The organism is Caballeronia sp. LjRoot31, assembly GCF_964253885.1.
GTDB lineage: Bacteria > Pseudomonadota > Gammaproteobacteria > Burkholderiales > Burkholderiaceae > Caballeronia.
Genome location: NZ_CAXURX020000001.1, coordinates 1,534,739 through 1,557,200 on the forward strand (window position 1 = coordinate 1,534,739; position 22,462 = coordinate 1,557,200).

General features: G+C 61.4%; 17 protein-coding genes. 8 read left to right on the forward strand and 9 right to left on the reverse strand.

Annotated elements, in window-relative coordinates:
* Nucleotides 1-71: 71 nt before the first annotated feature.
* Nucleotides 72-1,379 (reverse strand): lysophospholipid transporter LplT, encoded by a 1,308-nt coding sequence (lplT, locus tag ACSQ8V_RS06780; RefSeq protein ID WP_213763135.1) that lies wholly within the window; start codon nucleotides 1,377-1,379, stop codon nucleotides 72-74.
* 525 nt (nucleotides 1,380-1,904) lie between these two features.
* On the opposite strand from lplT, the gene alr reads away from it, so the two are divergent.
* The 3 genes from alr to ACSQ8V_RS06795 all read left to right on the forward strand — a co-directional run bounded on the left by alr (nucleotide 1,905) and on the right by ACSQ8V_RS06795 (nucleotide 4,858).
* Nucleotides 1,905-2,975, forward strand: coding sequence for an alanine racemase (gene alr / locus ACSQ8V_RS06785; protein ID WP_436205266.1), 1,071 nt, complete (start codon nucleotides 1,905-1,907; stop codon nucleotides 2,973-2,975).
* 61 nt (nucleotides 2,976-3,036) lie between these two features.
* Entirely contained in the window at nucleotides 3,037-4,425 is a 1,389-nt protein-coding gene (gene radA, locus ACSQ8V_RS06790; protein WP_436181263.1) for a DNA repair protein RadA, read from the forward strand.
* A 169-nt stretch (nucleotides 4,426-4,594) separates the two neighbouring features.
* Nucleotides 4,595-4,858: a DUF2866 domain-containing protein gene (locus ACSQ8V_RS06795; protein WP_213763131.1), complete on the forward strand. Its 264-nt coding sequence runs from the start codon at nucleotides 4,595-4,597 to the stop codon at nucleotides 4,856-4,858.
* 11 nt (nucleotides 4,859-4,869) lie between these two features.
* Here the strand turns inward: ACSQ8V_RS06795 and ACSQ8V_RS06800 are convergent, their stop codons facing one another.
* On the reverse strand, nucleotides 4,870-6,807 hold the full coding sequence (locus ACSQ8V_RS06800) for an ATP-binding cassette domain-containing protein (protein ID WP_436205267.1): 1,938 nt from the start codon (nucleotides 6,805-6,807) through the stop codon (nucleotides 4,870-4,872).
* Nucleotides 6,808-6,976: 169 nt separating this feature from the next.
* Between ACSQ8V_RS06800 and ACSQ8V_RS06805 the strand changes: the two genes are divergently transcribed.
* Nucleotides 6,977-7,456: a glutathione peroxidase gene (locus tag ACSQ8V_RS06805; protein ID WP_213763128.1), complete on the forward strand. Its 480-nt coding sequence runs from the start codon at nucleotides 6,977-6,979 to the stop codon at nucleotides 7,454-7,456.
* A 42-nt stretch (nucleotides 7,457-7,498) separates the two neighbouring features.
* Here ACSQ8V_RS06805 and cls read toward each other — a convergent pair whose 3' ends face one another.
* The 6 genes from cls to dapC form a co-directional block, all read right to left on the reverse strand.
* Entirely contained in the window at nucleotides 7,499-8,962 is a 1,464-nt protein-coding gene (gene cls, locus ACSQ8V_RS06810; protein ID WP_436205268.1) for a cardiolipin synthase, read from the reverse strand.
* A gap of 33 nt (nucleotides 8,963-8,995) precedes the next feature.
* Nucleotides 8,996-9,880 (reverse strand): 50S ribosomal protein L3 N(5)-glutamine methyltransferase, encoded by an 885-nt coding sequence (prmB, locus tag ACSQ8V_RS06815; protein WP_436205269.1) that lies wholly within the window; start codon nucleotides 9,878-9,880, stop codon nucleotides 8,996-8,998.
* Nucleotides 9,881-9,908: 28 nt separating this feature from the next.
* Nucleotides 9,909-11,048 carry a succinyl-diaminopimelate desuccinylase gene (dapE, locus tag ACSQ8V_RS06820; RefSeq protein ID WP_436205270.1) on the reverse strand — a complete coding sequence of 380 codons (1,140 nt, stop codon included), beginning with the start codon at nucleotides 11,046-11,048 and terminating at the stop codon, nucleotides 9,909-9,911.
* Between the two features lie 115 nt (nucleotides 11,049-11,163).
* Complete coding sequence (locus ACSQ8V_RS06825) at nucleotides 11,164-11,526, reverse strand: ArsC family reductase (protein ID WP_436205271.1); 363 nt, start codon at nucleotides 11,524-11,526, stop codon at nucleotides 11,164-11,166.
* A gap of 3 nt (nucleotides 11,527-11,529) precedes the next feature.
* Nucleotides 11,530-12,357, reverse strand: a complete 828-nt coding sequence (gene dapD, locus ACSQ8V_RS06830; RefSeq protein ID WP_213763121.1) for a 2,3,4,5-tetrahydropyridine-2,6-dicarboxylate N-succinyltransferase — start codon at nucleotides 12,355-12,357, stop codon at nucleotides 11,530-11,532.
* 28 nt (nucleotides 12,358-12,385) lie between these two features.
* Nucleotides 12,386-13,636 (reverse strand): succinyldiaminopimelate transaminase, encoded by a 1,251-nt coding sequence (dapC, locus tag ACSQ8V_RS06835; RefSeq protein WP_436205272.1) that lies wholly within the window; start codon nucleotides 13,634-13,636, stop codon nucleotides 12,386-12,388.
* A 493-nt stretch (nucleotides 13,637-14,129) separates the two neighbouring features.
* Between dapC and smc the strand changes: the two genes are divergently transcribed.
* From smc to def, 4 genes are all read left to right on the forward strand, one after another.
* Nucleotides 14,130-17,645, forward strand: a complete 3,516-nt coding sequence (gene smc / locus ACSQ8V_RS06840) for a chromosome segregation protein SMC (RefSeq protein WP_436205273.1) — start codon at nucleotides 14,130-14,132, stop codon at nucleotides 17,643-17,645.
* A gap of 237 nt (nucleotides 17,646-17,882) precedes the next feature.
* Nucleotides 17,883-19,118, forward strand: coding sequence for a cell division protein ZipA C-terminal FtsZ-binding domain-containing protein (locus tag ACSQ8V_RS06845; RefSeq protein ID WP_436205274.1), 1,236 nt, complete (start codon nucleotides 17,883-17,885; stop codon nucleotides 19,116-19,118).
* Between the two features lie 134 nt (nucleotides 19,119-19,252).
* Nucleotides 19,253-21,370 (forward strand): NAD-dependent DNA ligase LigA, encoded by a 2,118-nt coding sequence (ligA, locus tag ACSQ8V_RS06850; RefSeq protein WP_436205275.1) that lies wholly within the window; start codon nucleotides 19,253-19,255, stop codon nucleotides 21,368-21,370.
* Nucleotides 21,367-21,900 carry a peptide deformylase gene (gene def / locus ACSQ8V_RS06855; protein ID WP_213763113.1) on the forward strand — a complete coding sequence of 178 codons (534 nt, stop codon included), beginning with the start codon at nucleotides 21,367-21,369 and terminating at the stop codon, nucleotides 21,898-21,900. Before ligA ends, def begins: the two co-directional genes overlap by 4 nt.
* A gap of 235 nt (nucleotides 21,901-22,135) precedes the next feature.
* Here the strand turns inward: def and ACSQ8V_RS06860 are convergent, their stop codons facing one another.
* Nucleotides 22,136-22,375 (reverse strand): hypothetical protein, encoded by a 240-nt coding sequence (locus ACSQ8V_RS06860; RefSeq protein WP_213763111.1) that lies wholly within the window; start codon nucleotides 22,373-22,375, stop codon nucleotides 22,136-22,138.
* Nucleotides 22,376-22,462: the final 87 nt, after the last annotated feature.

A 22,462-nucleotide genomic window follows, 5' to 3' on the forward strand; every position in this document is an offset into this window, starting at 1 on the left:
GTGTGATTTCAAGCTTTTATTGGGTCAGGTCAGGCGCAATCCACGCGCACTGACCATTCCGAAGCCACCGCTCAATGTCGCGACTCGCCGATCAGCGCGACCGAATCGAAGGCCCGCTGATTCGCCTGATGCCGCCGCATGACAAAGTACATCATCAGGCAGACGAAGGTGCCGAACAGCACGATCACGAATTGAATCGGTACGTCGAGCCAGACGAGCACCGCGTACAGGCACAACATCACGAGCACCGAGAGGTTCTCGTTGAAATTCTGCACCGCGATGGAGTGACCCGCCGACAACAGCACGTGGCCGCGATGCTGCAGCAGTGCGTTCATTGGCACCACGAAAAAGCCCGACAGCCCGCCGACGATCATCAGGAAGATATACGCGACGATCAGGTAACCCGGAATGTGCATCCGGCCAAAATAGATGCCCCAGTGCACGGGAAACAGATGCTTTGAATAGAACGCGAGCAGCATCACCGCAACGCCCATCATGATGCCGACCGGCAGCACGGAAAGCGACTTCTTCAGCGGCACGCGGGCGGCCGCGAGAATAGCGCCGACCGCGACGCCAACGGCGATGATCGCCTGCAAAATGGCGGCTTCCGATAACGACATGCCGAGCGAGACTTCCGCCCACTTGAGCACGATGAACTGCAGCGTCGCGCCCGCGCCCCAGAACAGCGTGGTCACGGCGAGCGAGATCTGGCCGAGCTTGTCGTGCCAGAGCGCGTTGAAACAATCGGCGAAATCGGTGATCAGTTTGAGCGGACGATGCTCCTGCTTCGGATAACGCGCGCCGGTGTCGGGAATCCGCAGGTTGAAGATGGCCGCGACAATGTACATGAGCACGATCACGAGCATGGCCGCTTCGGCGGGGGTATCGACCTTCGGAATGTGCAGGGAGAGAATGTGCGAGGCGATGTGCGGACTGATCAACGCACCGCCCATGACGGTGCCGAGGATGATCGAACCTACCGTCGTGCCCTCGATCCACCCATTCGCCGCGACCAGCCGGTCAGCCGGCAACAGCTCGGTGAGAATGCCGTATTTCGCGGGCGAATACGCAGCGGCGCCGAATCCGACAATGCCGTAGGCGAGCAACGGATGCGCACCGACCAGCATCGTCAGGCAGCCGACGACCTTGATCGAGTTGGTGACGAACATCACGTGGCCCTTCGGTCTCGAGTCTGCAAAGGCACCCACGAAAGCGGCCAGAACAACGTATGACAGCACAAAAAACAGCTTGAGCAGCGGTGTCATCCAGTTCGGAGCGTGAAGATCTTTCAGCAGGGCGATCGCAGCGATCAGAAGGGCGTTGTCGGCCAGCGACGAGAAAAACTGCGCGGCCATGATGGTGTAAAAACCTTTTTTCATCTGATCCGATGCTAGTCCGCACTGCGGGTAATCCGCCCCGTTCGCACACGGCGCGCTCGTCGCTCGCGTCCGGCTTTGCGCTCAGGCTCCCGTTCAGGCAATTTCTGTTCGAAATGGGTTGTGTGCACGGCTTTATAACACGAAAATAGGCGCATTCTGACTAGCAGTAACCTGCATGACAATTCGCGGACGTTCAGGCCGGAACGTCACCGGTCTGCAAGGTAGCGATAAGGTATTGATTCGGGTACTGATTCAGCAATTGGCCTGGCTATCGATACTTTTCGAATTTATCATCATGTGCACGGTCTATTGCCAAGTGGCCATCAGATGCAATGATCGATCGCTGGCTGATCAACGCCAGGCGGCCGGTATCGCTTCTGAGCGATCGTGAATAGGCCAATGAGTGGCCCAATGAATAGGGCACGATCGGCCGCCTCCGTGCCGGGGTAGACACGCAGCGTTCCGGCAACCGTCGAGCTGCATCCCGTTCTTGCATAATCACCTGTTTTTTCCAACCGACCTCCCATGCCGCGCCCGATATCCGCCACGATCCACACCGCCGCACTTGCCAGCAATCTCGCCGTCGCACGCCGTCATGCGCCGAAATCCAAGATATGGGCCGTGGTCAAGGCTAATGCATATGGTCATGGTGTAGCGCGAGCGTTCCCCGGATTGCGGGCAACGGACGGCTTCGGTCTTCTCGACCTCGAAGAAGCGGTCAAGCTGCGTGAGCTGGGTTGGGCTGGCCCCATCCTGCTGCTGGAAGGTTTTTTCCGACCGACGGATATCGACGTGATCGATCGCTACAGCCTGACCACAGCAGTCCATGGCGATGAACAGTTGCGAATGCTGGAAATGGCGCGACTGTCGAAGCCGGTCAATATCCAGCTGAAAATGAACACCGGCATGAACCGGCTCGGTTATACGCCGGAGCGTTTCCGGGCAGCGTGGGAACGCGCGCGGGCAGTACAGGGTGTCGGCCAGATCACGCTGATGACCCATTTCTCCGACGCCGACGGTCCGCGCGGCATCGGTCATCAACTCGAAGCGTTCGAACGCGGTGCTGAAGGTATCGCTGGCGCGCGCAGCCTCGCCAACTCCGCGGCCACGCTGTGGCATGCGGCGTCGCATTTCGACTGGGTGCGGCCCGGCATCATTTTGTACGGTGCTTCGCCGTCGGGCAAAACGGCCGATATCGCCACGACCGGATTGCGGCCCGCCATGACGCTTGCGTCCGAGCTGATCGCGGTGCAGACGGTGCCGGCGGGTCAGTCGGTCGGCTATGGGTCGGTGTTCTCGGCTACAGGTCCTATGCGGATCGGCGTAGTGGCGTGCGGTTATGCGGACGGTTATCCTCGAGTGGCGCCTGAAGGCACGCCGGTTATCGTCGATGGCGTGCCGACGCGGATTGTCGGCCGTGTCTCCATGGACATGCTGACGGTCGACCTGACCCCGGTTCCGACGGCGGGAATCGGTACGCCGGTGGAGTTGTGGGGCGAGAAGCTGCTGATCGATGACGTGGCGGCTGCGTGCGGCACGATCGGTTATGAGTTGATGTGCGCAGTCTCGCCGCGCGTGCCGATGCGGGCGGAATAGAGCGTTCGCTGGCTTGTTTGGGTAGGCGACGACGCAATAACGACGGAATTCAGGAAGGCGAGTGGCAAAAGTAGCGAAGGTCAAGACACTGTACGTATGTACCGATTGCGGCGGCCAGGCGCCGAAATGGCAAGGTCAATGTCCCGCATGCGGCGCGTGGAACACGCTGGTCGAGTCGGTGGCGGAATCGCCGTCGGCGCATCGCTTTCAATCACTCGCGAAGACCTCTCCGGTGCAGCGTTTGTCGGAGATCGAAGCGTCGGACGTGCCGCGCTTTACCACGGGTATCGGCGAATTCGACCGGGTGCTGGGCGGCGGCCTGGTGGCCGGCGGCGTGGTGCTGATCGGCGGCGACCCGGGCATCGGGAAATCCACGCTGCTGCTGCAATCGCTGGCGGAGATCGCCCGTGAGCGGCCCGCGCTTTATATCAGTGGCGAAGAGTCCGGCGCGCAGATCGCGTTGCGTGCGCAGCGGCTCGGCTTGTTGGGCGATTCCGGCAAGGCAGCGCCTGATTTGCGCTTGCTGGCGGAAATCCAGCTTGAACGAATTCAGGCGACTATCGATAAAGAACGGCCGGAAGTTGCGGTCATCGATTCAATCCAGACCGTTTATTCCGAAGCGCTGACTTCAGCGCCGGGATCGGTCGCCCAGGTGCGCGAATGCGCGGCGCAACTCACGCGGATCGCGAAGCAGACGGGCACGGCCATCATCATGGTCGGGCACGTGACGAAGGAAGGTAACCTCGCCGGGCCGCGCGTGCTTGAACACATCGTGGACACGGTGCTGTACTTCGAAGGCGACACCCATTCATCGTTCCGGCTGGTGCGCGCGTTCAAGAACCGTTTCGGCGCGGTGAACGAACTCGGCGTATTCGCGATGACCGAGCGCGGTTTGCGTGGCGTGGCGAATCCATCGGCGCTGTTTTTATCGCAGCATGAACAGAGCGTGCCCGGTTCGTGCGTGCTGGTGACGCAGGAAGGTTCGCGGCCGTTATTGGTGGAAGTGCAGGCGCTTGTCGATACCGCGCATGTCCCGAATCCACGCCGTCTCGCCGTGGGGCTGGAGCAAAACCGGCTTGCATTGCTGCTGGCCGTGTTGCATCGGCACGCGGGCATTGCGTGCTTCGATCAGGATGTATTCCTGAACGCGGTGGGCGGCGTGAAGATCACGGAACCCGCGGCCGATCTGGCGGTATTGCTCGCGATCCATTCGTCGATGCGTAACAAGGCGTTGCCCAAGGGTCTGATCGTGTTCGGCGAAGTCGGGCTGGCGGGTGAAATCAGACCGTCGCCGCGCGGTCAGGACCGTCTGAAGGAAGCCGCGAAACTGGGCTTTTCGATCGCGCTGATTCCGAAGGCGAATGCGCCGAAGCAACCTATCGACGGGCTGGAAGTGATTGCGGTCGATCGGATTGAAGAGGCGATAGACCGGGTGCGGTCGCTGGCCTGAAGCAACTCGGCAGCGCGCTGGGGTCGCGTTGCGAGGCGTCGTCGATCGGTCCCTTAGTAATGTCGTGTAAAAAACCGCGAGATTCGTGTAACCCAAGCGGGGCGTGCTTTTTCTATCCTTGTATCGCGACAAACCCGGATACGAGCGGAAAAGGAAAAAGGACTACGCCTTGAAACACGCAGATCAAACTTTGTCTCGCCCTACATTTCATCTGCGCGGCTGCCGTGTGTCCGCGCCCATCCAGCAGCCATGGGGCGGCGGTTGCCGGATTGTCGAGTGGATCGACGCTGAAGGGCAGATATCGCGTCGCGTAGTAGCGGAAGACGTGACCGAAGATGAGGTGGTGGCGACCATTCGGCGCCACGTGAAGGGCCGCAAGCACGTACTGGTCGACGACGAAGGAATGCCGCGGCAAACCCTGCCGAGACGTTAAGCCAGGGCGGATCAGCCGATCTGCTCCAGTTCCTCGTGCGCTTCCAGCCATTGCGCTTCGAGCGCTTCCAATCGGCCGTTCACATCGGCCTGACGGCGAATCGATTCCGTGAGCCGCGCCTTCATGGCGGGCTCGTAACTGGCTGCATCGGCCACGAAAATATCAAGCTGCGCTTTCTCGGCATTCAGCTTGTCCATCTCCTTCTCGATCTTTGAAATCCGCGATTGCAGCGGCTTTTTCAAATGCGAGAGTTTCTGCCGCTCTTGCGCCTCCTGGCGACGCTGCTCCTTGCGGTTCTGCCCTGATTCCGGCGAATCGTCCGATGAACTACTGCTGGCCATTTCCTTGGCCGCTGCTCGCTGTTCGGCCGCGTGTTGCAACAGCCAGTCGCGATAATCGTCAAGATCGCCGTCAAACGGCTGCAGCCGGTGCTTCGCCACGAGCATGAAGTTATCCGTGGTGGCACGTAGCAAATGGCGGTCGTGCGACACCAGGATCAATGTGCCTTCGAACTGCGCGAGCGCCATGGTCAGCGCATGACGCGTTTCGAGATCCAGATGGTTCGTCGGTTCGTCGAGCAGCAGCAAATTGGGCTTCTGCCAGATGATCAGCGCAAGCGCGAGCCGCGCCTTTTCTCCCCCGGAAAACGGTGCGATCTTCGCGGTCGCCATCTCGCCGGAAAAATTGAAGCCGCCGAGGAAATCGCGTAATTCCTGTTCGCGTGTGTCGGGCGCGAGCCGGGCGACATGCTCTAGCGCGGAGTCCTGGGGACGCAGCGTTTCGAGTTGATGCTGCGCGAAATAACCGATCCGCAAGCCCTTTCCCTCGCGCACCGTGCCGCTCAACGCTTCAAGCGTGCCGGCCAGCGTCTTGATGAGCGTCGATTTCCCCTGTCCGTTCGCACCCAGCAAGCCGATTCGCTGACCGTTCTGGATGGACAGCGTGACGCCTTCCACGATCGGTACTTCACCGGCGTCCGTGTGATAACCACAGCGCACGGACTCCATCACCATCATCGGGTTCGGCGCGGCATCTGGCGTGCGGAACTCGAACGTGAAAGGCGAAGAAGCATGCGCCGGCGCGATGATTTCCATGCGCTCCAGCGCCTTCACGCGGCTTTGCGCCTGCTTCGCTTTGGTCGCCTGCGCCTTGAAACGGTTGATGAAGCTTTGCAGATGCTCCACCGTCTTTTGCTGCTTCACATACGCGCTTTGCTGCAACGCCATTTGTTGCGCGCGCAGGATTTCGAACTGGCTGTAGTTGCCGCCGTAACGCTTGATTTGCCGGTTTTCCAGATGCAGCGTGACGTTGCAGACGGAATCGAGGAATTCTCGATCGTGCGAAATCACGATCAGCGTTCCCGGATAGCGATGCAGCCAGTCTTCCAGCCAGATGATGGCATCGAGATCCAGGTGGTTCGTGGGTTCGTCCAGCAGCAGCAAGTCCGAGCGGCACATCAGCGCCTGCGCGAGGTTCAGGCGCATGCGCCAGCCGCCGGAGAAGCTCGTGACCGGGTCTTTTGTTTGCGCGAGCGTGAACCCCAGGCCGATCAGCAGGGTTTCGGCGCGGGCGGGCGCGGTGTAACCGTCTGCGTCGGCGAAAGCGGCGTGCGCGTCGGCTTCGGCTGCCCCATCGTGAGCCGCCGATGCCGCCGCAATCCGCGCTTCGATGCGCCGTAATTGCGTGTCGCCGTCAAGCGTGTAGTCGAGCGCGGTGCGGTCCACGGCCGGCGTTTCCTGCGCGACGTGGGCGATTTGCCACGACGGCGGCATCGAGAAATCGCCGCCGTCCGCGTGCAGATCGCCGCGTAGCACGGAGAAGAGCGTCGACTTGCCCGCGCCGTTAGCGCCGATGAGCCCCGCCTTTTCGCCAGGATTGAGCGCGAACGTGGTCTGTTCGAAGAGCGGTTTGGTGCCTCGGGCAAGGCTGAACTGGTTAAAGCGAATCACGGCGTGGAGACCCAGACAAGTACGGGAAAACGCTATTTTAGACTGGCGCGGGTAGTCGCCGCCGACTCATTGACGTTGGTGCGTGAGGTCGGCGCGCCGTTAGCCGTTCGGTCGGGTGTTTTTTGACCTGCGTTTCGCTTAGACTGGATTTTTTCAAGCGGAGCATCGAATGAACCCTATCTACTCGTTTTCGGCGGAAACCCTCGGCGGTGAAACCGTCAGCATGGACAGTTATCAGGGCAAGGTGCTGTTGATCGTGAACACCGCGAGCGAGTGCGGATTCACGCCGCAATACAAGGGTTTGCAGGAGCTGTACGAACGTTACGCGGATCGCGGGTTTGCGGTGCTGGGCTTTCCGTGCAACCAGTTCGGCAAGCAGGAACCAGGCGATGCGGCTCAAATTGGCAGCTTTTGCGAGCAGAACTACGGGGTCACGTTCCCCCTGTTTGCGAAGATCGACGTGAACGGGGCGAACGCGCATCCGCTGTTTCGCTACCTGACCGAGGAAGCGCCGGGCGTGCTGGGGACCGAAGGCATCAAGTGGAACTTCACGAAGTTCCTGGTCGACAAGGAAGGCAACGTGATCACCCGGTTTGGCTCGGTGACGAAACCGGATGCGCTTTCCGGCGATATCGAAAAACTGCTCTGACGGCAGTTTTGACAGGGCGACGTCCGGCTGGACGTCGCCCTGTCAAAGAATGGGTGAAAACAGGCGCGCGACGTGCATTGTCATGCGGCGCCACGCGGGGGCGCCGAGATAATCGTCGCGGCTGATTTCCCATGATTGCGCGAAGTCGTCGAGCAGCATTTTTTCGACTTCGCTTGCAAAGCGCCGGTCCACGGTCAGGACCATGATCTCGAAGTTGAGACGAAACGAGCGGTTGTCGAGATTCGCGCTGCCAATGGCGGCGGACATATCGTCCACCAGCACCACTTTCTGATGCAGGAAACCCGGGCGATATCGAAAGATTTTCACGCCTGCCAGCAGCGCATCGTAGGCATAGAGTTTGGACGCGGCAAATACCACGCGATGATCTCGGCGACTCGGAATCAGGATGCGTACGTCCACGCCGCGCAAAACCGCGAGCCGCAGCGCGGAAAGCACGGCTTCGTCGGGGATGAGGTACGGCGTCGTGATCCAGATACGCGAACGCGCCGCGTTGATTGCCTCGACGAAAAACAGCGAGCACGTTTCCTGATGGTCGGCGGGGCCGCTCGCGAGGATGAGGCAGCTCATGTCATCCGCCGATGTCTTCGACTCCGCCACTTCTGGAATGCGCTGTGTTGCCCAGTACCAGTCTTCTATGAACACAAACTGGATGCTGGCGACCGCCGGCCCGCGCACTTCAATGTGGGTATCGCGCCAGGGTGACAAACGTGGATTCGCACCAAGATATTCCACGCCTACGTTGTGACCGCCGACAAACGCGCATTCACCGTCAACGACCACGATCTTGCGATGATTACGAAAGTTGATCTGGAAGCGATTGACGAACTTGCGCTTGGTCGCGAACGGATGCGTCTGCACGCCGCCCGCGCGCAGCGTGTTGGTATAGCGTTTCGGCAAATCGAAGCTGCCGATGCTGTCGTAGAGAAAATAGACCCGCACGCCTTGCTGCGCTTTTTTGATCAGCAGGTCTTTCAGCTTGCGGCCGAGGTCGTCGTCGCGGACGATGAAAAACTGCACGATCACATAGACCTTCGCCGCGTCGATAGCTTTGAAGATGGCGTCGAACGTGGCGTCGCCGTTGATCAGCACGCGCACGGAATTGCCGCGCAGGAACGGCATGCCGCTCAAACGCGTCAGCGCGCGTATGGTCGGATGGCCGAGATACTCTGCAGGATCGCCGTCTGCCGCGCCGCGCAGACGGGCGGCTTCATCGGGGAAATTCCACTCCGTCGGGTGCGCGCTCTTGCGCAGGATCTCGTTTTCCAGCCGACGTGCGTCAATGTACCCGGCGAACTTGCTGCGCCCGAGAAAGAGATACGGGATCAGCGTGAAGTAGGGCACGGCGACAAGCGACACGGCCCACGCGACCGCGCCTTGCGAGGTGCGCGTGTTGAGCACCGCGTGACACGCCGCGGCCGCGCCCAGCAAATGGGCGATGATCACAAACGTGCCGAGATGAAGCCAGTCCTGCCACTCGAAGTGCATGTACGCGGTGCCTGGAAGTCGGGGGTTGTGCCGTCAGCCCGGCAAGTCGGCTGCCTGGATGAGAAACACGTTGTCGTCGCCGGCGCTGGTCGAGAGCCAGACAATGTCGAGGCCACCGAGCGTCGCTTCCACGTTGGCCCGTTCGTTGCCGATTTCGACCACGAGCACGCCGTCTTCGGTCAGCCATTTGCGCGCTTCGCCCACGATCCGCTTCACGATATCCATGCCGTCCGCGCCGCCCGCGAGTGCGAGTTCCGGCTCGTGGCGATATTCAGCGGGAAGGGTCTGCATGGCCAGCGCGTTGACGTACGGCGGATTCGTGATGATGACCTCGTAGCGGCCAACGGGCAGCGGGGCGAACAGATCGCCCTCGTACAACGCGACGCGCGAATCCAGGTCGTAGTCGTCCACGTTCCGGTGCGCGACTTCCAGCGCGGGTGCGGAGATATCGACGGCGTCGATGTCAGCATTCTGGAAAGCCTGCGCCGCGAGAATCGCGAGGCAACCGGAGCCCGTGCAGAGTTCCAGCACGCGCGATACTTCGTCAGGGTCCTGCACATAGGGCTGCAAACCATCCTGCAGCAACTCGCCAATGAACGAACGAGGCACGATCACGCGCTCGTCCACATAGAAACGATGCCCGTGCATCCACGCTTCATGCGTGATGTACGCCGCCGGCACGCGATCCGTCGCGCGCCGCTCGATCACTTTCATGATGGCGTCGATTTCGGTGTCGAGCAGGCGCGCGTCGAGGAACGGGTCGAGTGTGTCGAGCGGCAAGTGCAAAGTATGCAGCACGAGGTACGCGGCTTCATCGAATGCATTCGATGAACCGTGGCCAAACGACAAGTCTGCCTCGGTAAAACGCGACACGGCAAAACGCAGCAGATCGCGAACGGTGGTGAAGGGAAGCGCCATCGCAGGCTCCTTATAAGAGTGAGTCGGATCAGGCAAGCAGGGTTTCAAGCACGCGCCTATACACATTTTTCAACGGTTCGATAAACGCCACTTCAACGTGCTCGTCGATCTTGTGAATGCTGCCGTTGGGTGGTCCGAATTCGACCACCTGTTCGCAGATGCGCGCAATAAAGCGGCCATCCGACGTGCCGCCCGTGGTGGACAGTTCGGTCCGCACGCCGGTTTCATCGAGGATGGCTTGCTCCAGCGCGTTCGACAACGTGCCGCGCGGCGTGAGGAACGGCAGGCCGCTGACGCTCCACGCGAGATCGTAGTCCAGCGCGTGCTTATCGAGGATCGCGTGAACGCGGCTTTGCAGGCCTTCCACCGTGCTTGCCGTGGAGAAGCGGAAATTGAACATCAACTCGATGTGACCCGGGATCACGTTCGTTGCGCCCGTGCCGCTATGCAGGTTGGACACCTGCCACGTGGTCGGCGGGAAATATTCGTTGCCGTCGTCCCAATGCGTGGAGACCAGTTCAGCCAGTGCCGGTGCGAGCAAGTGAATGGGATTCTTCGCGAGATGCGGATAAGCAATATGACCTTGCACGCCTTTCACGATCAGCTTGCCGGACATGGAACCGCGCCGGCCATTCTTGACCATATCGCCGAGCGTGGCGCTGGAGGTGGGTTCTCCCACAATGCAGTAGTCCAGCCGCTCACCACGCGCTTTCAACGCTTCGATCACTTTGACGGTGCCATCAGTGGCCGGGCCTTCTTCGTCGCTGGTGATCAGGAACGCCAAAGAGCCGCGATGTGCCGGGTGCGCCGCGACGAACTCTTCGCTCGACACAACGAACGCGGCTATCGACGTTTTCATGTCCGCGGCGCCGCGACCGTATAGCTTGCCGTCGCGGTGAGTCGGCACGAACGGCGGCGACGTCCATTGTTCCAGCGGACCGGTCGGCACGACGTCGGTATGGCCGGCGAACGCGAGCAACTTGCCGTCAGTCCCGTCCGTGCCGCGTTTCACGGCCCAGAGATTCGTGACGCCGCCTGACGCGATCGTTTCGCACTCAAAGCCGAGTGCCGATAACCGCTCGATCAGCAGATTCTGGCAGTGCTGGTCGTCGGGCGTGACGGACGCGCGCGCGATGAGTTGTTCCGAGAGGAGAAGGGTGCCGGACATGGATTCGAGCCACTTTCAATAAAAAAGCCGGCGCGGCGGCCGGCAGGGATCAAGATTCGCGCGCCTTTATCGAAGGGGCGCGCGATGCTGCGCTTAAAAGCTTAGAGCTCAATCTTTAAACGAACAGCGTTTCGTACTTGTCGGCATCGAAACCGAGCGATTTCACACGGCCGTTTATCACGAGCACAGGCCGTTTGATGATCGACGGCTTGTGGATCATCAACGCGATCGCGCCGGCCGTGGAGCCGGCTTCGTCCTTGTAGGTATCCGACAGGCCGCGCCAGGTGGTGCCGCGCCGATTGATCAGTTCGTCGAGCGTGACGTCCTTCAACCAGTCCTGCAACAAGGCCGTCGATACCCCGGCTTTCTTGAAGTCGTAGAACTCGAACGGCACGTCATGTTCTTCCAGCCACACGCGCGCTTTTCTCACGGTGTCGCAATTCGGAATCCCATACACGACGATCTTTTTCGCGGCCATGGATTAATCGCCTCGCAGCAACTCGTTCAGGCCGACTTTGGCGCGCGTTTTCGCGTCCACCTTCTTCACGATCACCGCGCAGTACAGGCTGTGCGAACCGTCCTTCGAAGGCAGGTTGCCCGCGACCACGACCGAGCCCGCCGGAATGCGGCCATACGTGACCGAACCCGTTTCGCGGTCGTAAATCTTGGTGCTCTGGCCGAGATACACGCCCATGGAGATGACCGAATTCTCTTCCACGATCACGCCTTCCACCACTTCCGAACGCGCGCCGATAAAGCAGTTGTCTTCGATGATCACCGGGTTCGCCTGCAGCGGTTCCAGCACGCCACCGATGCCCACGCCGCCCGACAAATGCACGTTCTTGCCGATCTGCGCACACGAACCGACGGTGGCCCAGGTATCGACCATCGTGCCTTCATCGACATAGGCGCCGATGTTCGTATACGACGGCATCAACACGACGTTTTTAGCGATAAACGAACCACGGCGCGCGATAGCCGGCGGCACGACGCGAAAGCCGCCCGCAGCGAAATCTTCAGCCGTGTAGTTGGCGAACTTCGACGGCACTTTGTCGTAGAACTGGCTGTATCCGCCAGCCGGCATGGGCGCGTTATCTTCCAGGCGGAACGACAGCAATACCGCTTTCTTCAGCCATTGATTGACCACCCATTCGCCGTTTTGCTTTTCGGCAACGCGGGCCAGGCCTTTGTCGAGTTGCTCGATGGCGTGAGCGACGGCGTCGCGCACTTCGGCGGGGGCCGATTTCGGCGACAGCTCGGCGCGGTTGTCCCAGGCGGTATCGATGATCTGCTGAAGTTGTTGCGACATGGTCGTGACTTAAGTGAGTGCTGCGATTTTAAGGAGGGGTTACTGTGCCAGCCGACGCTGCGCGCGCGTGCTGCATGAGCGCGCCGCAAAATTCGACGATACGCCGTGCACCTTCCACACATTCATCGACATCGGCGACCAGCGCAATGCGAATGAAGCCGCTGCCGGGATTCGTGCCGTGGGCGTCGCGCGCCAGGTATGAGCCCGGCAAAACCGTCACATTATAGTCGGCGTAAAGGCGTGCGGCGAACTCGGTGTCGGACAGGCGGGTGCGCGCCACGTTCGCCCACAGATAGAACGCGGCGTCGGGCAGACGGACGTCGAGCACCTCGGCGAGCATGGGGGTGACGGTCGTGAATTTCTTGAGGTACAGCGCGCGGTTGTCGCGCACGTGCGCCTCGTCTTTCCACGCAACGACGCTCGCTGCCTGGAACATGGGCGAGAGCGCTGCGCCATGATAGGTGCGGTAGAGCAGGAATTGCTTGAGTATCGACGGATCCCCGGCGACAAAACCCGAGCGCATGCCGGGCACGTTCGAGCGCTTCGACAAGCTCGACAGCATCACCAGCCGTTCGAAACCCCGACCCAGCTTGTGCGCGGCTTCCAGGCCGCCCAGCGGAGGCGTGGCTTCGTTGAAATAGATCTCGGAATAGCATTCATCGGAGGCGATCACGAAGCCGTGCCGGTCCGATAGCGCGAACAACTCGCGCCAGTCGTCGAGTGTCAGCACGGCGCCGGTCGGGTTGCCGGGGGAGCAGACGAAGAGCAATTGGGTACGTGCCCAGACGGCGTCGGGGACGGCTGCGTAATCGCAGGCGAAATTGCGCGCCGGATTGCTGTTCACGAAGTACGGCTCGGCGCCGGCCAGCAAGGCTGCGCCTTCGTAGATCTGATAGAACGGATTCGGGCACACGACAACGGGCGGTTCAACGGTGCTGCGGCTGTCGATCACGGTTTGCGCCAGCGAGAACAAGGCTTCGCGGGAACCGGAAACGGGCAGGACTTCCGTGGCTGCATTGACCGCGGGCAGGTCGTACCGCTGCTTCGTCCAGTCAGCAATGGCCTGACGCAACGGCTCGCTGCCGGCGGTGGCGGGATACGACGCGAGGCCGGACATCGCATTCACGACTGCCTCGCGGATCAGCGCCGGCGTTGCATGTTTCGGCTCGCCGATACCAAAGCTGATCGGCGCCAGATCCGCGCGCGGCGTGACGCCCTTGAATAGCGCGCGCAGCTTTTCGAATGGATACGGCTGAAGTTTCTGGAGAAGTGGATTCACGGCGAAGTCGGTGCAAATGATGAAACGACAAGGCTCGGATTATAGCCCCCTCGTGCCTCCTGGTTGGGTTTGCTGGCGCTTTGAGGCGGTTCTGCCGCCAGCCGGAAGGCCGGTTTGCGCCACGCGCAGCCATTGGACCGCCGCTGCCGCCGGCAAGCTGAAACCGGCTAGCATTGGCCCTTGCAGAACCCCGGCCCGCCCACCGTTGCGAGCAAGAAACCCTCTGTCAGCAAACCAAAAGAATTCAAGACGGGCGATGGTATGATTGTCACCGTTCGCCGGGTTGCGTGCCCGCGGTTGCTTGTAGTTATATACATAAGCCGTCGGGCAATGGCACCACGGGTTGCGCTCCGTCGCTTCGATTCGACAGGGTTCGACCCACCGCCCGAGCGTTTTCGACCGGCGTTAGTCGTTATCTCCTGCCGCACAAGCATCATGGCTCGGAGGCCCGCCGGCCCGTTCTCCCGAATTCTTTTCAATCAGCGATATCGCCGTGCGTCTGACCTCGATAAAACTCGCTGGCTTCAAGTCCTTCGTCGATCCCACCCATTTCCAGGTCCCAGGCCAGCTTGTCGGCGTGGTGGGCCCGAATGGCTGCGGCAAGTCCAACATCATCGACGCCGTGCGCTGGGTGCTCGGCGAATCGCGCGCGTCCGAGTTGCGCGGCGAGTCGATGCAGGACGTGATCTTCAACGGCTCCACGGCGCGCAAGCCCGGCAGCCGCGCCAGCGTCGAACTCATCTTCGATAACGCCGACGGCCGCGCCGCCGGCCAGTGGGGCACCTACGCCGAAATCGCCGTCAAGCGCGTCCTCACGCGCGACGGCACGTCGAGCTACTACATCAACAACCTGCCGGCGCGGCGCCGCGATATCCAGGACATCTTCCTGGGTACGGGGCTTGGCCCGCGTGCTTACGCGATCATCGGGCAGGGCATGATTGCCCGGATCATCGAAGCCAAGCCCGAAGAGCTGCGCGTGTTCCTGGAAGAAGCCGCTGGCGTGTCCAAGTACAAGGAACGCCGCCGCGAGACCGAAAACCGCCTGCACGATACGCGCGAAAACCTGACCCGCGTGGAAGACATCGTGCGCGAGTTGAGCGCGAATCTGGAAAAGCTCGAAGCCCAGGCGATCGTCGCGACGAAATACAAGACGCTGCAGGCCGACGGAGAGGAAAAGCAACGGCTCCTGTGGCTGTTGCGCAAGAACGAAGCGGGCAACGAGTCGGAGCGCCAGCAGCGCGCGATCAGCGACGCGCAGATTGAACTCGAAGCACAAACCGCCAAGCTGCGAGAAGTAGAAGCGCAACTGGAAACGTTACGCGTGGCGCACTACAGCGCGAGCGACGCCATGCAGGGTGCTCAGGGCTCGCTGTACGAAGCGAACTCGGAAGTGGCCAAGCTCGAGGCGGAGATCCGCTTTATCGTGGAATCGCGCAATCGGGTGCAGGCGCAGATTGCCGCGTTGAGCGCTCAGCGCGAACAATGGCAGATGCAAGCCGAGAAAGCCCGTGGCGAGATCACGGATGCCGAAGAAGCGTTGGCTATCGGCGAAGAAAAGGCGGCGATCGCGCAGGAAACGGCTGCCGCGAAACACGACGAACTGCCCGCGCTCGAAGCGCGTTTCCGCGACGCTCAGGCCGAGTTGAACGCGGAACGCGGCGGTATCGCGCAGACTGAACAAGCGTTGAAGCTCGAGGCCGCGCATCAACGCAATGCCGATCAGCAACTGCAGCAGTTGCAGCAGCGTCACGAACGCCTGAAAAGCGAAGCGGGCGGCCTGGACGCGCCCGACGAAGCGCAGCTCGAAGAGTTGCGCATGCAACTGGCCGAGCACGAAGAAATTCTCGCTGAGGCCCAAGCCCGCCTCTCCGACGCGCAGGACACGCTGCCGCGTCTGGATGGCGAGCGGCGCGCGGCGCAAGAGAAAGTGCAGGCCGAAAGCGCGCAGATTCACCAGCTTGAAGCGCGGCTCGCGGCATTGAAGCAGTTGCAGGAAAGCGTCCAGACCGAAGGCAAGATCCAGCCGTGGCTCGACAAACACGAGCTCGGTTCGTTGCCGCGCCTTTGGAAAAAGCTGCACGTTGAAGCGGGTTGGGAAACGGCGCTGGAGTCGGTTCTGCGTGAGCGGATCGCGGCGCTGGAAGTATCGAATCTCGACTGGGTGAAGGCGTTTGCAACCGATGCACCGCCCGCCAAGCTCGCGTTCTATGCACCGCCCAACGCCGGTCGTCCGCAGGAAGCGCCTGCTGGCTTACGGCCGCTGCTGGCGCTGATCCGTATTGACGACGCCGGTCTGCGCGCCGTGCTGACCGACTGGCTGGGCAACGTTTTTGTCGCCGATGACATCGCTCAGGCTCTGGCCTCGCGTTCGCAATTGCCGGACGGCGCTGCGTTCGTGGTGAAGGCCGGGCATGTGGTGACGCGCGTTGGCGTGCAGCTTTACGCCGCCGATTCCGAGCAGGCCGGCATGCTCGCCCGCCAGCAGGAAATCGAAAACCTGACGAAGCAAGTGCGTGCGCAAGCCTTGCTCGCCGATGAAGCCAAAGCCGCTGCTGTACGAGCGGAAGCGGCGCACACGCAGGCATCGGCGAGTCTGGGCGATGCCCGTTCTTCCGCCGAACGCGCGACCCAACGCGTCCACGCATTGCAAATGGACGTGTTGAAGCTCGCGCAGGCGCACGAACGCTACATGCAGCGGAGCACGCAGATCCGCGAGGAACTGTCGGAAATTACCGCGCAAATCGATGAACAGCGTGCGTTGCGCGCTGAATCGGAAGCGAATTTCGAGCGCCACGACGGCGAACTCGCCGAATTGCAGGCGCGTTTCGAAGATCATCAGTTGGCGTTCGAAGCACTCGACGAAGCCTTGACCAACGCACGCCAGGAAGCGCGGGACCTCGAACGCGCGGCCACCGACGCCAGTTTTGCGGCGCGTGGACTCGCGGCGAAGATCGAGGAATACCGGCGCAACATTGAAACGGCGAAGGATCAGAGCGAACGCGTGGCCGGTGCGCTGGAAGACGCCCGCGCCGAACTCGAAACGATCAACGAGCAAACGGCGCACACCGGCTTGCAGGACGCGCTCGAACTGCGCGCGGCCCGGGAAGCGGCGTTGCAATCGGCCCGTATCGAACTCGACGATCTCACCGCGCGACTGCGTCAGGCCGACGAATTGCGGCTTATCGCGGAACGTTCGCTGCAGCCGTTGCGCGACAAGATCAACGAATTGCAGTTGAAGGAACAGGCGGCACGCATCAGCGGCGAGCAGTTCGTCGAGCAACTGGCGGCGGCGGGTGTCGATGAAGCCGAGTTGCAGGCCAAGCTCACACCGGATCTGAAACCTTCGTATCTGCAAGGCGAAGTCACGCGGCTGAACAACGCGATCGCGGCCCTTGGCGCCGTGAACATGGCCGCGCTCGATGAGCTCGCCGCGGCCAGTGAGCGCAAGGATTTCCTCGACGCGCAATCGGCGGATTTGAACGACGCCATCGGCACGCTGGAAGACGCGATCCACAAGATCGACCAGGAAACGCGGTCGTTGCTGCAAGGCACGTTCGACGAAGTGAACCGTCATTTCGGCGAGCTTTTTCCGCGTCTTTTCGGCGGTGGCCAGGCGAAACTCGTGATGACCGGCGACGAAATCCTCGATGCCGGCGTGCAGGTGCTCGCGCAACCGCCGGGCAAGAAGAATTCGACCATTCACTTGCTGTCGGGCGGCGAAAAGGCACTCACCGCCACGGCGCTCGTGTTTGCGATGTTCCAGTTGAATCCGGCGCCGTTCTGTCTGCTGGACGAAGTGGATGCGCCACTCGACGACGCCAACACGGAGCGCTTTGCGAACCTTGTGCGTGCGATGTCGGAGAAGACGCAATTCCTCTTCATCTCGCACAACAAGATTGCAATGGAAATGGCGCAACAACTGATCGGCGTGACGATGCAGGAACAGGGCGTCTCGCGGATTGTTGCCGTGGATATGGAATCCGCGGCGGGTTTCGCCCAAAATGCTTGAACGTTTGACCGGGCTTTTTTAGAACGGGCAGCAAGATAGTAGGGAGAACGGGCCCCGGAGGCCGGTTCTGGCGCGCAGGCGCGGAGTGACCCACGCGGTATCGGATGAAAATCCGATACCGCGTGGGACGCAGATCGCACAGCGTAAGCTCAACAAGCGCTCAAATGAGCGCCGGATGCCTTCAATAGCGCCGCCAAGCGCGCCGAGAGCGCAACCAGAAAGTATGACGGAGAGTGCATGGACGAGTTGACACTCGGGTTGATTGGAGCGGGAGCCGTGGTGGTAGGCGGCGTGGTGGTGTACAACGCGTGGCAGGGCGCCAAAGTGCGCCGCAAGATGCCGCGCCCGATGCCTGACGAAGCAGCGGAGTCGCTCGCGCGCAACGACGCCGACGAGGAGCAGCCGTTCATCGAACCTACACGCCCGGTGCGGCGTGAACCCGCCATGGGCGAGGGCGAGGCGGCGGACACGCGGGTCGAGCCGAGTTTCGGCGGTGCGCCGCTTTCCACGGTAGCGCCGGCCGATACCGCAGTCGATATCCAGGCTGAATCGACCTCGGTGAATGGTGATTTCCAGGAGACGGATTCGTCCCCCATCCTTGACGACGATGACGAACCCGTCTTGCCCGCCGCGACCACGATTTCATCGGCGCCGCCGGCTATCGTGGATCGGCGGATCGATTGCGTGGTGCCCATCCGTTTGCTTGCCCCCATCGCGGGCGAAAAGCTGATTCCGAGCGCGCAGAAGTTGCGCCGCGCGGGCGCGAAGCCCGTGCATATTGAAGGCAAGCCGGAGGGCGGCACGACCTGGGAATTGCTCAAGAACGGCGCGCGTTATGAAGAGTTGCGCGCAGCGGCACAACTGGCCAATCGCGGCGGCCCGCTGAACGAACTGGAGTTCTCGGAGTTCGTGACGGGGGTGCAGCGTTTTGCCGACACGATCGACGGTTCGCCCGAATTTCCCGACATGCTGGAAACGGTCGGCATGGCGCGCGAACTCGACGCGTTCGCCGCTCAATGCGACGCGCAATTGTCGATCAACATTCTCTCCGACGGCGCGCCGTGGTCCGCCAACTACGTGCAGGCGGTGGCCTCGCAGGATGGTTTGCTGCTGTCGCGCGACGGTACGCGTTTCGTCAAGCTCGATGCCCGCCAGAACCCGGTGTTCATGCTGCTCTTCGGCGATACCAACTTCCTGCGCGACGACCTGACCTACAAGGGCGGCCAGATGATCACGCTGGTGCTGGACGTACCGGTGGCCGATGAAGACATCCTGCCGTTTCGCCTGATGTGCGATTACGCGAAGTCGCTCTCCGAGCGCATCGGCGCGCGCGTGGTGGACGACCAGCGCCGGCCATTGCCGGAATCGTCGCTGCTGGCTATCGAAAAGCAGTTGATGACGCTGTACGCGAAGCTCGAACAGGCTGGCATTCCGGCAGGTTCTCCCGCCACGCGGCGATTGTTCAGCCAATAAAATCTTACGGCGACGCCCGTTGGACAGTTAGCGATTTTCGTCAGGCATCGACTGTACGGTCGATGCCACGATCAGCCGATCTCTGAGACAATCAACAGGCCGGTTTCCTCTAACTCTCTAGCCTGTCTCGCCGCATGTCTGCCAAACCGAAAGCCGCTTCCAAGGCTGATTCCAAAGCGGACTCCGCTGTTTCCGCCACTTCCGCTGCGCACGGCGCGCCCATCGCCAGCGCCGAGCGGCCGGCTGAGCGCGCCGTCTGGCTGCGCACGGAACTCGAGCGCGCCAACTACGCGTATTACGTGCTCGATCAGCCGGATCTGCCCGACGCCGAATACGACGTCCTGTTCAAGGAACTGCAGCAGATCGAGACCGATCAGCCCGAATTGATCACACCGGACTCCCCAACGCAACGCGTCGGCGGTCAGGTCGCAACGGGTTTCCAGCCGGTCACGCACGACGTGCCCATGCTCTCGTTGAACAACGGTTTCGCCGATGAAGACATTATCGCGTTTGATAAACGCGTCGCCGACACGCTGGGTCACACGCCCGTTGAATACGCGTGCGAACTGAAATTCGACGGCCTGGCCATTTCCCTGCGTTATGACGACGGCATCTTCGTTCAGGCGGCCACGCGCGGCGACGGTGCGACGGGAGAAGAGGTCACCGAAAACGTCCGCACTATCCGTTCGATCCCGCTGAAACTCAAGGGCAAGAACATTCCGAAGCGGCTTGATGTGCGCGGCGAAGTGCTCATGTTCAAGCGCGATTTCGAGAAGATCAACGCGCGGCAGCGCGAGGCTGAACAACGTGAGTTTGCGAATCCGCGTAATGCGGCGGCTGGCGGTTTGCGGCAACTCGATCCCAAGATGACCGCGCAGCGCCAGTTGTCGTTTTTCGCTTATGGCATTGGCGTGCTGGAAGGTGCGGAGATGCCTGTGTCGCACTCGGCGCTGCTCGACTGGTACAAGGAAATGGGCCTGCCGGTCAACGCGGAGCGTGGCGTGGTGCAAGGCGCTGAAGGCCTGCTCGAGTTCTTCCGTAAGACGGGAGAGCAACGCGATGGTTTGCCGTACGACATCGACGGCGTGGTCTACAAGGTCAACCAGCGCGACGAGCAGGACAAGCTGGGTTTCGTTTCGCGCGCACCCCGCTTTGCGCTTGCACACAAGTTTCCCGCGCAGGAAGCGCTCACGCAGTTGCTGGCTATCGACGTACAAGTAGGCCGTACGGGCGCCATTACGCCGGTCGCGCGTCTTACGCCCGTGTTTGTCGGCGGCGCGACGGTGACGAATGCGACGCTGCATAACGAAGACGAGGTTCGGCGCAAGGACATCCGTATCGGAGACACCGTGATCGTGCGGCGTGCCGGTGATGTCATCCCCGAAGTGGTTGGCGCGATCCTCGACCGGCGTCCAGACGATGCCCGCGAGTTTGTGATGCCGACCGAGTGCCCGGTCTGCGGATCGAAGATAGAAAGGCTTCCTGACGAAGCCATTGCTCGCTGCACGGGCGGCCTGATCTGTCCCGCGCAACGCAAGCAGGCGTTGTGGCATTTCGCGCAACGGCGTGCGCTGGATATCGACGGGCTGGGTGAGAAGATCATCGACCAACTGGTCGATGAGAACATCGTGCGCACGCCCGCGGACCTGTTCAATCTCGGTGTGGCAACGCTCGTCGCGCTGGACCGTTTCGCCGATAAATCCGCCCAGAATCTGTACGATTCCCTCGAAAAGGCGAAGCAGACCACCTTGCCGCGTTTTCTGTACGCGCTGGGTATTCGTCACGTCGGCGAGTCGACGGCGAAAGACCTCGCCAAGCATTTCGGCTCGCTCGATCCGATCATGGCGGCAAGCGTCGAGGAATTGCTTGAAGTGAACGATGTCGGCCCGGTCGTGGCCGAGTCGCTGCACAATTTTTTCAGCGAACCGCATAACCAGATGGTGATCGAGCAATTGCGCGCGCCGGGCAAGGTGACCTGGCCCGAAGGCCCGCCCGCGCCGAAGGCGCCGCAGGGCATACTCGCCGGCAAGACGGTCGTGCTCACCGGCACGCTGCCTACTCTGTCGCGCGAAGACGCGAAGGAGATGCTGGAGGCGGCGGGCGCGAAAGTGGCGGGATCGGTATCGAAGAAAACGGATTACGTGGTGGCGGGGGCGGAGGCCGGCAGCAAGCTTGTGAAGGCTGAGGAACTCGGCGTCCCGGTACTCGACGAAGAGGGTATGCGCAAGCTTTTGGAGGGAGAAACACCATGATTCGCGAAATCCTCAAAATGGGCGATCCGCGTTTGTTGCGTATCGCCGAGCCGGTCGATCACTTCGATACCCCCGAGCTGCACGCTCTGGTTGAAGACATGTTCGACACCATGCGCCACGCAAACGGCGCCGGGCTTGCCGCGCCGCAGATCGGCGTGGATTTGCAGGTCGTGATCTTCGGTTTCGCGCACAACGAGCGTTATCCGGAGGCCGAGCCGGTGCCGGAAACGGTGCTGATCAACCCGATCATTACGCCGGTCTCGCACGACATGGAGGAAGGCTGGGAAGGGTGTTTGTCGGTGCCGGGCCTGCGCGGCGCCGTGCAGCGGTATTCCATGATCCGCTATCAGGGGTTCGATCAGTACGGCTCGCCTATCGAACGGCTGGCCGAAGGCTTTCACGCGCGCGTCGTGCAGCACGAATGCGATCACCTGATCGGCAAGCTGTATCCCATGCGCGTCACGGATTTCTCGAAGTTCGGCTTCACCGAGATCCTGTTTCCAGGACTCGATCCGAAAAGCGACGATTGATCGATCGACGGGCGAACGGCTGGTTTGACCGGCTGGTCAGCCGCTGAAAGAATAAGGGCCGCGAAGAATCGCGGCCCTTTTGTTTGGCGGGGTGGTTTGGCCAAATGCGGCTTTCGTTGCGGTGCATGAATTGGCGACGTGCTCAGCCGTGCCGTACAGGATCAGGCCGTTTCGTTTAGCTGGATCATTCATGCATCAAGGAAGCAAGAACCGCCGGAGCCCGGCGGCCTCATCCTCAGGCGAAGCTTTTCTTCGGTCCCGACGCCATGGCCGGCTGGCGGAACAATGCAATGTGCTCCGGATTCGCCGATGCCTGCAAGCGTCCGTCCGGCAACCGCGCGATGACCACTTCACCCACGCCCGGGCTCATCACGACAACTTCGTCGTGCACGGCGAGCAGCGCGTCGAGTCGACGTCGGCCGCTGATGATTTCGAGGCCAGTTTTGGTTTCGCGAACAATGATCTCAACGGACATGGCAATTCTCCAGTAGCACTTCGCAGCATTCGCCCAAGCACACGCGACTTGAAGCGGTAAATTGCGCGTGTACCTGACTAACGGTCA